This is a genomic window from Cellulomonas sp. PS-H5, from assembly GCF_019265565.1.
In the GTDB taxonomy this organism is placed as follows: domain Bacteria; phylum Actinomycetota; class Actinomycetes; order Actinomycetales; family Cellulomonadaceae; genus Cellulomonas.
Genome location: NZ_JAHVCI010000037.1, coordinates 31,173 through 41,925, shown reverse-complemented (window position 1 = coordinate 41,925; position 10,753 = coordinate 31,173). Strand labels below are relative to the sequence as shown.

Here is a 10,753-nt window from a genome sequence, read left to right as displayed (position 1 = left end):
CCGACCTGCTCGCCGCCGCCGCGCCGGCGCTGCTCGCCGCCGTGGGCGCGGTCGCCGTGGCGCGCGCGCTCCCGGCGCTCGTCGCGCGGCTGGCCCCGCTCGCGGAGCGGTCCCGACGCGCGGTCGGGGTGCTGGCGGTCGCCCGTGCCCGCTCCGACGGCCTGGCCGCCCTGCCGCTGCTGGCCGTCGTGACAGCCGCCGCCCTCGTGGTGGTGGGCGCGTCGGCGGGCGAGGCGGTGCGCGACGGGCAGGATGCGACCGCGTGGGCGTCGGTCGGCGGCGACGCGCGGGTGCAGGGACCGCCCGGCCCGGCACTGGCGTCGGCGGCCGCGGCTTGGGCGCGCGAGCCGGGGGTGTCGGCCTCGGTCGCCGCGCGCGTCGTCCGGGACGTCCCCGCGCGCTCGGCGGACGGCTCCGCGCGCGTCGACGTCGTGGTGGGGGAGCCCGACGACCTGGCCCGGCTCGCGGCGTCGCTGCCGGCCGGGGCAGCGGGCGCCGGGACCGCGGGCGCCGGGGCCGCGGGCGCCGGGGCCGCCGGCGCCGGGGAGGTCACCGGCGAGGTCGTGCTGCGCTGGGAGGGCGAGGACCGCACGGTGCACGCGCTGCCCGGTCTCGCGCTGCCCCGGCCGTCCGCGGGTCGGGACGCGGCCGGTGCCGTGGTCGCGGTGGACGTCGCGGAGCTCGGCGGGGTGGACGCGACGCCGCCGGGCACCGTGTGGCTCGTGGGCCCCGGTGCCGAGGCGGCCCTCCGCGCGGCGCCGCCGCCCGGCGACGCCGACGTCGCGACCCGGACCGCGGCCCTGCGCGCGTTGCGGGCCGACGTGCTGCCGCGCGCCCTCCTCGGCGCCGCGGCCGCGTCCGTGGCGCTGCTCCTCGCCTTCGTGGCGCTCGCCGTGCTGGTGTCGGCCACCGCGGGCGCCCCCGCGCGACGCCGCGCCCTGGACACGCTGCGGACCGTGGGCCTCACGGACCGCGAGGCGCGCCGCGTGGCCGCCGGCGAGGTGCTGCCCGCCGCCGTGCTCGCCTCGGTGGCGGGGGCGGCGCTCGGCTGCGGGCTCGCGCCGCTGGTCCTGGGGCCGCTCGGGCTCGGGGCGACGGCGGGGGCGGGGTCCGCGGGGTCGGTCGCGTGGGCGGCCGCGGCGCTGCCGGTGCTGGCCGGGCTGGCGGCGGGGGCGGCGGTGCTGCGCGTCGAGCACGCGCGGCGGCGGACGCACCGGCTGGGCGAGGTGCTGCGCGCCGGCGGCTGACCCGGCACGCCGGGTGGTCGGCCGGTGCCGTCGGGACCTGCCCGGGTGCGCGCTCGTCGCGACCCTCACCCGGCACCCCTCACCGGGGGCGCCACCACCTACCGACCCGCACGCTCAGCACCCAGCGGGTCCCGGGGACCACCCACGCCACCACTCAGCCGGGCCCGCGACGCCGACCCTGGGAACCACGCGCCGCGACGGACCGGCCCCGCGGCCCGACCCGGGGGAGACGACCGTGCCGACACCGTCCCGAACGACCGCCGTGCTCGACGGAGCGGTCGACCCGCTGACCAAGGCCCGGTTGCTGGCGGCGCTCCTCGGCCGCCCGATGTCCGGCCCCGAGCTGGACCGGCGCTGCCGGGCCGACGGCGTCGCCGCGGCGGTGTCCGAGCTCGTCCTGGCGGGCTCGGTGCGCCGGACGCCGGACGGCGGCCTGGAGCTGGACCCGGGCCGGCGCTCCGCCGCGCTCGACGCGCTCGCGCGCGACCTGCAGGTGGGCGAACCGGCCGCCGGCGCGCGGCGACCTGGCCGATGAGCAGCACGTCCGGGGTGTCCCCGCGGCGCGTTCCGTCGGAGACTGGGGGCTGACCCCGACCCGGACCAGGAGCGACCACGTGACGACGCGCCCGCAGCACCGCAGCGGCCCGACCCCGGGAGCGCACGGACGCACCCGGGCGCGGAGGCGTCTCGCGCGGCCCGCGCAGGCCGCGTCCGTGGCGGTCCTCGGCGGCCTGCTCGCGGCGGTGGCGCTCCAGGGAGCCCCGGGCGGGGGCGGCGGCGCACCCAGGCCCGCGGCGGCGTCGGACGAGCGCGCGGCAGCGCCGGAACCCGCCCGGGCGGCGCCGGAGCCGACGCCCGGGACGGTGATCCCGTCCGCCCCGGCCGGGCTCGGGCCGACGGACGTCGCCGATCCCGGGGCCGCCCGCGGGCCGCTCGCGCTGCCGGAGACTCCCGCCCCGCCCGCCGCGCTCGTGCCGCCCGCCCGTGCCGCCCTCGACCTCGGCCTGCACCCCACCGACGACCCCGCGAGCCCGTGGGTGGTCGTCAACAAGGCCCTGCCCGTCGCGCCGGCCGGCTGGGCGCCGGCGACGCTGGCGACCGTGGCCGGGTACCAGGTCCGCCCCGAGGTCGCTGGGCCGCTCGAGCAGATGCTCGCGGCCGCGTCCGCCGACGGGGTCGCGCTCGCGCTGCGGAGCGCGTTCCGCTCGTACGACGACCAGGTCCGGGTGCACGCCGACCTCGTCGCGCGCGTCGGCCAGCAGCACGCCGAGGAGGTGAGCGCCCGCCCCGGGCACAGCGAGCACCAGACCGGCCTGGCGGTGGACGTCGGGAGCACGACCCGTCCCGACTGCGACTTCCAGGACTGCTTCGGCGACACCGCCGAGGGCCGGTGGGTCGCGGCCCGCGCGGGCGAGTTCGGGTTCGTCGTGCGGTACACCGCGGCGAACCGCGCCGTCACCGGGTACGCGCCCGAGGGCTGGCACCTGCGCTGGGTCGGGACGGAGCTCGTGGCGGAGCTGGACCGTCGCGGGGTCACGACGCTCGAGGAGGCGTTCGGGCTGCCCGGCGGGCCGGACTACCCCTGAGCCCGCCCCGGCGCGCTCAGCGCGGGTCCTCCGGCGTGCTCGTCCCGCGGCCCTGCTGGCGCAGCCACTGCGAGTCGTCGTTGACGTAGGCGTAGTAGAGCCCGATCAGCAGCCCGCCGCCGATGAAGTTCCCGATCAGCGCGATCCCGACGTTCCCGGCCGCGGCGCCGAGGTCCAGCCCCTCCTGCAGGCCGACGACCGAGAACAGCACCGTGTTCGCGACCGAGTGCTCCAGGCCGAGGAACGCGAAGATGAACACCGACGTGATCATCACCAGGCACTTGGTCAGGTCGTCCTTGATCAGCCCGTTGTAGACGAGCAGCATCGCGACGTTGATGCAGAAGTTGCACAGCACCGCCCGCACCAGCAGGTCGAGCCAGCCGGACGGCCCGTCGGTCACGTACGCGAGCTTGTGCTCGACCGACGCGACCATCTCGTCCAGCGGTGCGCCGTCGGTGATCGTCGACAGCCGCAGCAGCACCGCGACGAACAGGCCGCCGGCGAGGTTGCCGAGGTAGCAGAGCCCGAGCATCCGCAGCGCCCGCGGCCAGCTGGTCCGGCGGTGGTAGGCCCCGATCGAGACGATCATCATGTTCGAGGTCAGCAGCTCGGACCGCGAGTAGTAGATGAACACGAGCGCCCAGCCGAACACCACGGACCCGACCAGCCGGCCGACGGGCCGGACCGAGCCGTCCCCGATGCCCGCGAACGCGCCGAGCACCGCGTAGTACGTGGCGTACAGCAGGCCGATGAGCACGCCCGCCATGGCCGCGCGCTGCAGGTACCGGCGCGCCAGGCCGCCGGACATCGTCGTCTTGGTCTCCAGCACCTCGAGGGCGGTGCTGATGAACTGCTTGCCCGGGAAGAGGGACTGGGGATCGGCGGCGCTCACCGCGCACAGGCTGCCACACCCGAACCCCCCGGGTGAAGACCGGGCTCCGGGCTCATCACCGCAGGTGGGAGGCCCGATGACACAGGAGACCCGCGACGGACCGCGGGCGGGACGAAGGACCATGACGGCCACAGCGAGCGACGCACGAACCGCACCACCCGCACCGCCCACGGACTGGGAGGCCGCGGTCGACGAGCTCGCCCTGCTCGCGGACTCCGACGCCGGGGCCTGCGTCCGCCGGGCGGAGGACCTCATCGCCGAGGCGGTCGCCAGCCGGGCCGGCGGGGCCGAGATGCGGCTCGCGTACTACGCCGCGGTCGCGCACCACGCGCTCGGGGAGGACCTCCGGGCGCTGGAGCGGGCGGTCCGCGCCGAGCACCTGGCCCGGGAGCGTGGCGCGCTGGTGTGGCAGTCGCGCGCGCTCGCCCGGCAGGGGCTGGTGCACCACGACCTCGGTCACACCGAGGACGCCGTGGACCTGCTCACCCGCGCCGCCGAGCTGCGCCGCGAGGCGGACGACGTCGCCGGCACCGCCGACGTGCTCACGATCCTGGGCTCGGTCTACACGTCGATGCCGCACTTCGCGCCGCAGGCCGCGGGCGTGCTCACCCAGGCGCGCCGCCTGTGGCTGACGGCGGGGGACCCGGATCGCGCGTCGATCGCGCTGGCGAACCTCGCGCGCACCTTCGTCGAGACCAGCCGCCGGCTCGCGGTGGACAACCCGCGGGGCGCCCGCGCGTCCGCCCGCCGCGCCCTCGGGCTGGCGCTGGAGGCCGTGGACGAGTCCGACGCCGCCGGCCTCGCGCGGACGGCGGTCGACGCGCGCCTCACCGCCGCGATCGCGCACCTGCTCGCGGGGGACCGCGAGGCCGCGGCGGGCGTGCTCGACGCGGCCGGCGCGATGCTCGCGCGGTTCCCGGCGGCGGGGCTGCAGCTGTCCCTGCACCGCATCCGCGCCGGGATGCTGCTGGACGGGGGCCTGCTGCCGGAGGCGGTGGCGGAGGCGCGCGAGGGCATGACCCTGTGCGACGCGCTGCGGCGGCCGGCGGAGCGGACCGAGCTGCTGCGGGTGCTCGCCGACGCGCACGAGGCGCTCGGCGACCCGGTGGCCGCGCTCGCCGCGCTCCGCGAGCTGCACGAGCTGACCGTGCGGCTCGGCGACGCGCAGGCCGAGCGCCGCGCGGCGCTGCTCGGCGCGCGGATGGAGGTCGAGCAGGCCGAGCGGCAGGCGGAGGCCGAGCGCCGGCGCTCGGAGGCGCTGGAGGAGCGGAACGCCCGGCTCGCGCACGAGGCGGCCCACGACGGGCTCACCGGCCTCGCCAACCGGCGCACCCTCGACAGCCAGCTGGACCTCTGGACGGCCGAGCGCGGTGCCTTCGCGGTGGCGCTGCTCGACGTCGACCACTTCAAGCGGGTCAACGACACCTACTCGCACCAGGTGGGCGACGCGGTGCTGGTGCGGGTGGCGGCCGCGCTCCAGCACGCGCTGCGCCGGGACGACCTGGCCGCGCGGTACGGCGGCGAGGAGTTCGCGCTGCTGCTGGACGGGCTCACGGGTAACCGGACCGTCGACGTGTGCGACCGGCTGCGCGCGACCGTGGCGAACCTGGAGTGGGACGACCTCATGCCGGGCGCGCGGCTGACCGTGAGCATCGGCGTGGCCGAGCGGACCCCGGGGGAGCCGGTCGCCGACCTGCTCGCCCGCGCCGACGCCGCCCTGTACCGGGCCAAGGCGGCCGGGCGCGACCGGGTGCGGGTGGCGGACCCCGCGGTCTGAGCGGCGGGGTCGCCGGGCCGCCCGGGGTCAGCCCGCGATGCCCCGGGCCGCCCGGGGTCAGCCCGCGGTGCCCCGGCCCGCCGCCGTGCGGGCGGCGTCCTCCACCCGCGCCCGGTACGCGGACCACGCGTCGCCGTCGTGGAACGGCAGGTTCGGGTCGTCCGGCCGCGACCCCACCGCGCCGTCGATCGTCTCGCGCAGGATGTCGGCGTGGCCCGCGTGCCGGGCCGTCTCCGCGACCAGGTGGACGAGGACCCGGTGCAGCGTGACGTCCGCGCTCTCCGGCCGCCACCACGGGACGCGGCCCGGCGCGTCGAGGGGCAGCGCCGCGATGGTGGCGTCCGCGTGCGCGGCGGAGAACGCGTGCAGCTCCCGGACGTCGTCGAGCGACTCGTCCGCCGGCACCCACAGGTCGGCGTTCGGCTCGGCGTCGTCCGCGAACCACGGCAGCGACCGGCCGTGCGGGCGGTCGAACACCTCGCCGAGGTAGTCGAGCTGGACGCTGGCCACGTGCTTCACGAGCCCGGCGACGTTCGTGCCGGTGGCCGTGAGGGGCCGGCGCGCGTCGTACTCGGAGAGCCTGTCCAGCTTCGACAGCAGGGAGTCGCGGTTCTCGCGCAGGTACCGGTGCAGCATCGCCTTGTCGTCCATGCGAGCAGTCTGCCGCCGCGGTCCGACACCCGCGGCCCCGGGGCGGGTCACCCGGACGGCGCAGGCCCGCGCGCTCCGGGTGCGGGACGGCCCGGGCGAACCCACACTGACGACGTGACCGACCGGCTGCTCCTGCTCCGCTCCCTGGCGGAGGCCGTCGCGCGCTCGGGGCCGGGCGCCGGCTCGGGCCTGTGCCCACCGGCCGTGGAGCGGCTGTGCCGGGCGGCCGTGGACCTGCTCGGGGCGTCCGGCGCGGCGCTCACCTGCGCTCCCGCCGGCGCCGCCCGGTACACGGCGTGCGCGACGGACGACGTCGCGGCGCGGCTCGCGGAGATCGAGGACCTGGTGGGGGACGGCCCCGCCGTGCGCGCCGCGCGGCACGGCCGGACCGTCGGGACCCTGCTCGGCGCGGGTGCGACCGGGCGCCCGGCCGACCTGCCGCCGGACGTCCCGGAGGTGCCGCCGGTGTTCGCCGTGCTCGCCGCGGACGCGGTGGACCCCGGCACGACGGTCGCCGTCCGCGCGTGGCCGGTCCGGGTGGACGGCCGGGCCGTGGCGGCCCTGACGGTGCACGGCCCGGCCGACGGCGGCCCGGCCGACGTCCTCGCGGACGGGCAGGTGCTGGCCGACGCGCTCGGGCCGTCGCTCGTCGGGCCCGCGGTGGCGAGCGCCCCCGCCCGGGCGCGCCGGCACCGGGCGGTCGGCATGCTCGTGGCCCAGACCGGCCTGGCGCCGGACGACGCGGCGGCGCTGCTGCAGGCGCGCGCGTGGGCGGAGGACGTGGCGGTCGCCGACCTGGAGGACGCCGTGCTCGGCCGGCGCGCGACCTTCGCGGGCGGCGACGCCGCCGACCCCGGCTCCGGCGTCACCCGGCAGGGCTAATCGACCGCAGTTCCGCGGGATGACGGGACGAATCGGGCATCTTGCCCCCGTCCAGCGTGCCACCATGTGCCTGCGCGCCGTCCGCGCGCGACCGGTGACGGGTCTCGGCGAGGAGCCCCGCACGTGCTGCCCAGGGGGACGGACGATGGCTGAGGTGTGTGCGGTGTGGCCGGGCGCGGAGCCCGCGCGCAGCGTGCTGGCGCTCCTGGACGACCTGGTGGGTCTCGTGACGGCGGGGACGGGCGGCGCCGCCGAGGGCGCCGTGCACGCCCACCGGCGCGGCGCCGACTGGCTGATCGCGTCCACCGGCGACCGCCTGACGCGCTCGGGCGCGGCGGTCGACCACGCGGGTCCGTGGCGCGAGGCGCTCGGCACCGGCGCGCCGCTGGTGCTGCCCGACCTGCGCGCCGAGGCCACCGCGGTCGCCGCGCCGTGGCGGGCCGCCGCGCTGCGGGCCGGGTTCCGGGGCGTCCTCGCGCTGCCGGCGCCGCTGCAGCGGGGCGGCGCCGCCGCCCTCACCCTCTACCTGGACGAGCCGGGCGCGTGCGGGCCCGAGGTGGTGCGCCGGGCCGGCGGGTTCGCGGGTGAGATGGCCTCGCTGATCGAGCTGCACAGCACGATCCCGGCGCGCGAGCCGGCGCTGTCCGAGGCCGAGGCGGCGCGCCGCACCCGGGCCTCCGTCGACCACGCCGTGGGTGTGCTCATGGAGGTCCGCGGGTGCGACGAGGACGAGGCGCGGCACGTGCTGGAGGTGCTGGGCGCCTCGCAGGGCCGGACGCTCGAGGCGGTGGCCGCGTCGGTGGTCCGGCACGCCGTGCGCCCCGGCCGCGGGGGTCTCGGCGGCGGCTCCGCGAAGGCGGCCCGGGGCGCCTGAGCCGCCGCCCGAGCCGCCGCCGCGCCGCGGCCGCGCACCGCCCCGCGGCCACCCGGGACCGTCGGCCCATCCCGGCCCGCTGCGGCGCGCCTAGCGTGGCCGGTACGGGCGACGCACGGTCGCGCCGCCCGCCGCGGGAGCCAGGGGAGGCAGCCATGCGCGCGCACGTCGTCTACGAGAGCCTGTTCGGGAACAGCCACGCCGTCGCGGAGGCGGTGGCGGCCGGGCTCCGCGCTGCCGCGCCCGGCGCGGACGTCGAGGTGGTGAGCGTGCTGGCGGCCCCGGACGCGCTGCGGACCGACCTCGTGGTCGTCGGCGGGCCGACCCACGCGTTCTCGCTCAGCCGCCCCGAGACCCGGCGCAGCCGGCACGACCACCTCGACGACCCCGAGGCGCGCCGGCGCGCGGAGGCGGAGCCGGGCGCCGACACCGGGCGGGGCGTGCGCGAGTGGCTCGAGGCGCTCGACGCCCCCGAGGGGACGCCCGCGGCGGCGTTCGACACCCGGGTCGACCGGCCCGTCCCGAAGCGCGCCTCCGCGGGGATGGCCAAGCGGCTGCGCCGCGCCGGCTGCCGGGTGGTGCTCCCGCCGGCCGGGTTCCACGTCGCCGGCATGCACGGGCCGCTCGTCGACGGCGAGCTCGAGCGGGCGACCGCCTGGGCGGGGGAGGTCGCCCGCGCCGCCGGGCTCACCGGCGCGCCCGACCCGGCCTGACGGCGTCCCCGGGCGCACCGCGGCGCGCGGCTAGGCTGCGGCGGGACGACCCGCGGTCCGGCGCGGGCGCGGACGCGAGGAGCGCGGCGGTGGCGGACGTGACGTCGACGGTGTTCTGGGTCAACGGGCGCCTGGTGCCCGAGGCGGAGGCGACGACGTCCGCCCGGGACCACGGGTTCGTCGTGGGCGACGGCGTGTTCGAGGCGGTCAAGGTCGACCGCGGCCGGATCTTCGCGCTGTCCCGGCACGTCGCCCGCATGACGCGGTCCGCCGCGGGCATCGGCCTGCCGGGCTTCGACCCGGAGCTCGTCCGGCGGGCGGCCCACGAGGTCGTCGAGGCGAACGCGGACCTGCTCACCAGCGCCTACGACCTGCTCCGCATCACGTTCACCGGCGGTCCGGGCGTCCTGGGCAGCGGCCGGGTCGACGGACCGCCGACGCTGGTGCTCGGCGTCACCCCGGGCCACGACCCGGACCCCGAGACCGGCGTGGTCACCGTGCCCTACCGCCGCAACGACGTCGGGGCGCTGACCGGGCTCAAGACCACCTCGTACGGCGAGAACGTGCTGGCGCTGGCGCAGGCGCGGGCCGCCGGCGCGAGCGAGGCGGTGTTCGCCAACACCCGCGGGCAGCTGTGCGAGGGCACGGGCACGAACGTGTTCGTGGTGCGGGACGGGGAGCTGCTCACGCCGCCGTTGTCGTCCGGCTGCCTCGCGGGGGTCACCCGCGCCCTGGTGCTCGAGTGGCACGGTGCTCGCGAGGTCGACCTGCCGTACGACGCGCTGACCACCTCGGACGAGGTGTTCCTCACGTCGACCGCCCGGGACGTGCAGCCCGTGGTCGCGGTCGACGGCGCGCCCGTGGGCGGCGGCGCGCCCGGGCCGGTGACGCGCGCGGTCGCGCAGGAGTTCGCGGAGCGGCAGCTCCAGCACCTCGACCCCTGACGGGGCGCCCGCTCAGACGCCGTGCAGCGTCGCGGCCAGCAGCGCGGCGCGTGATGCGAGGGCGGGCAGCCGGACGCGCTCCGTGGCCGCGTGCGCCCCGCCGCCGCCGGGGCCGAAGCCGTCGAGGGTGGGCAGCCCCGCGGCCCCGGTGAGGTTCGTGTCGGCGGCCCCGGGCGCGGGCGCGCCGGTGACGTCCTGCCCGATCCTGCCGGCCGCGGCGGCCACCGCCGCGAGCAGCCCCTGCGACGCGGCGCCGGGCTCCCACGCGGGCCGCCGGGACAGCACCTCCGCCCGGACGTCCGCCCCGGGCCGGACCGGGACGGGCTCGGTGAGGCGCGCCAGCACGGCGCGCTCGCTCGCGCGGGTGACGAACCGCAGCCCCAGGTCGGCGCGCGCGCTCTCGGCCACGACGTTCGTCCGGGTGCCGCCCGCGACGACGCCGACGTTCGCGAGCACGGACGGGTGCTCGGCGAGGAACCGCCGCGCGGCGAGGAGCTGGTCGAGCAGCTCCTCGGTCGCCGACACCCCCGCGTCCGGGTCGACCGCCGCGTGCGCGGCCCGCCCGGTGACGTGCAGCCGGAGGCGGGTCGAGCCGCGCCGGGCGGTCTTCAGCCCGCCGTGCGCGCCGGGCGCCTCCAGGCCCAGGGCGTAGGCGGCGCCGCGCGCGGCGTCCCGGATCAGGCCCGCCGTGGCGGGGGAGCCGACCTCCTCGTCGGGGGTGACGAGCAGCCGCACCGGGCGGTGCCCGAGCCCGGCGGCCCCCAGCAGCTCCGCCGCCGCGAGCGCGACGACGAGGCCGCCCTTCATGTCGTAGGTCCCCGGCCCGTGCAGCACGTCGCCGTCCCGCCGGACCGGGACCGAGCCGACGGCGTGCACGGTGTCGTGGTGGGCGAGCAGCAGCGCGGGGGCGTCGCCCGCGCGCGGTCCCCGGCCGGGCAGGTCGAGGACGACGGCGTCGCCCGATGCCGGGTCCGCGGTCGGCACCCGGTCGCCGCGGAACCCGGCGGCACGCGCGTCCGCCACCACGAGGTCCGCCAGCGCGTCCAGCGCCTCCGCGGCACCGGTGGGGGTCTCGAGGCGCACGTACCGCTCCAGGCGCCCGACGTCCGCGGGCAGCCGGCGCCGGGCGGCCTCGTCGAGCCCGTCCAGGGCCGCGGCGTCGCCCCTCATGCCCCCCGAACCTAGGC

Annotated in this window: 11 protein-coding genes; 8 read left to right on the top strand and 3 right to left on the bottom strand. The window is 79.3% G+C overall.

The annotated features are described in order from the left end of the window. The 3 genes from J5O08_RS14090 to J5O08_RS21690 form a co-directional block, all read left to right on the top strand. Positions 1–1,247, top strand: a 1,247-nt coding sequence (locus tag J5O08_RS14090) for an ABC transporter permease (protein WP_218707507.1), incomplete at its 5' end; no start/stop codon positions are given. Between the two features lie 235 nt (positions 1,248–1,482). Next, complete coding sequence (locus J5O08_RS14085; RefSeq protein ID WP_218707505.1) at positions 1,483–1,782, top strand: hypothetical protein; 300 nt, start codon at positions 1,483–1,485, stop codon at positions 1,780–1,782. A 178-nt stretch (positions 1,783–1,960) separates the two neighbouring features. Next, complete coding sequence (locus J5O08_RS21690) at positions 1,961–2,833, top strand: D-alanyl-D-alanine carboxypeptidase family protein (protein WP_218707503.1); 873 nt, start codon at positions 1,961–1,963, stop codon at positions 2,831–2,833. A gap of 16 nt (positions 2,834–2,849) precedes the next feature. Here J5O08_RS21690 and J5O08_RS14075 read toward each other — a convergent pair whose 3' ends face one another. Beyond that, positions 2,850–3,725, bottom strand: coding sequence for a formate/nitrite transporter family protein (locus J5O08_RS14075; RefSeq protein ID WP_308281625.1), 876 nt, complete (start codon positions 3,723–3,725; stop codon positions 2,850–2,852). Positions 3,726–3,846: 121 nt separating this feature from the next. Here J5O08_RS14075 and J5O08_RS14070 point away from each other — a divergent pair, with 121 nt between their 5' ends. Beyond that, positions 3,847–5,502: a GGDEF domain-containing protein gene (locus tag J5O08_RS14070; RefSeq protein WP_218707501.1), complete on the top strand. Its 1,656-nt coding sequence runs from the start codon at positions 3,847–3,849 to the stop codon at positions 5,500–5,502. 57 nt (positions 5,503–5,559) lie between these two features. Here J5O08_RS14070 and J5O08_RS14065 read toward each other — a convergent pair whose 3' ends face one another. After that, the gene (locus J5O08_RS14065; protein ID WP_218707500.1) at positions 5,560–6,153 is read right to left on the bottom strand and encodes a DinB family protein; all 594 of its coding nucleotides are present in this window, start codon (positions 6,151–6,153) and stop codon (positions 5,560–5,562) included. Between the two features lie 114 nt (positions 6,154–6,267). Between J5O08_RS14065 and J5O08_RS14060 the strand changes: the two genes are divergently transcribed. From J5O08_RS14060 to J5O08_RS14045, 4 genes are all read left to right on the top strand, one after another. Further along, positions 6,268–7,035 (top strand): hypothetical protein, encoded by a 768-nt coding sequence (locus J5O08_RS14060; protein WP_218707499.1) that lies wholly within the window; start codon positions 6,268–6,270, stop codon positions 7,033–7,035. A 145-nt stretch (positions 7,036–7,180) separates the two neighbouring features. Further along, the gene (locus J5O08_RS14055) at positions 7,181–7,909 is read left to right on the top strand and encodes an ANTAR domain-containing protein (RefSeq protein ID WP_218707498.1); all 729 of its coding nucleotides are present in this window, start codon (positions 7,181–7,183) and stop codon (positions 7,907–7,909) included. Positions 7,910–8,064: 155 nt separating this feature from the next. Next, the gene (locus tag J5O08_RS14050; RefSeq protein ID WP_218707497.1) at positions 8,065–8,622 is read left to right on the top strand and encodes a hypothetical protein; all 558 of its coding nucleotides are present in this window, start codon (positions 8,065–8,067) and stop codon (positions 8,620–8,622) included. Between the two features lie 89 nt (positions 8,623–8,711). Next, the gene (locus J5O08_RS14045; RefSeq protein WP_308281624.1) at positions 8,712–9,566 is read left to right on the top strand and encodes an aminotransferase class IV; all 855 of its coding nucleotides are present in this window, start codon (positions 8,712–8,714) and stop codon (positions 9,564–9,566) included. Positions 9,567–9,578: 12 nt separating this feature from the next. Here J5O08_RS14045 and J5O08_RS14040 read toward each other — a convergent pair whose 3' ends face one another. Continuing rightward, positions 9,579–10,736, bottom strand: a complete 1,158-nt coding sequence (locus J5O08_RS14040; RefSeq protein WP_218707496.1) for a M20/M25/M40 family metallo-hydrolase — start codon at positions 10,734–10,736, stop codon at positions 9,579–9,581. Positions 10,737–10,753 lie beyond the last annotated feature (17 nt).

What these genes read in the sequence shown, in the direction of transcription:
- J5O08_RS14070 (WP_218707501.1), top strand. Translation starts at nt 3,847, where the DNA reads ATGACGGCCACAGCGAGCGACGCACGAACCGCACCACCCGCACCGCCC.
- J5O08_RS14065 (WP_218707500.1), bottom strand. Translation starts at nt 6,153, where the DNA reads ATGGACGACAAGGCGATGCTGCACCGGTACCTGCGCGAGAACCGCGAC.
- J5O08_RS14055 (WP_218707498.1), top strand. Translation starts at nt 7,181, where the DNA reads ATGGCTGAGGTGTGTGCGGTGTGGCCGGGCGCGGAGCCCGCGCGCAGC.
- J5O08_RS14050 (WP_218707497.1), top strand. Translation starts at nt 8,065, where the DNA reads ATGCGCGCGCACGTCGTCTACGAGAGCCTGTTCGGGAACAGCCACGCC.
- J5O08_RS14040 (WP_218707496.1), bottom strand. Translation starts at nt 10,736, where the DNA reads ATGAGGGGCGACGCCGCGGCCCTGGACGGGCTCGACGAGGCCGCCCGG.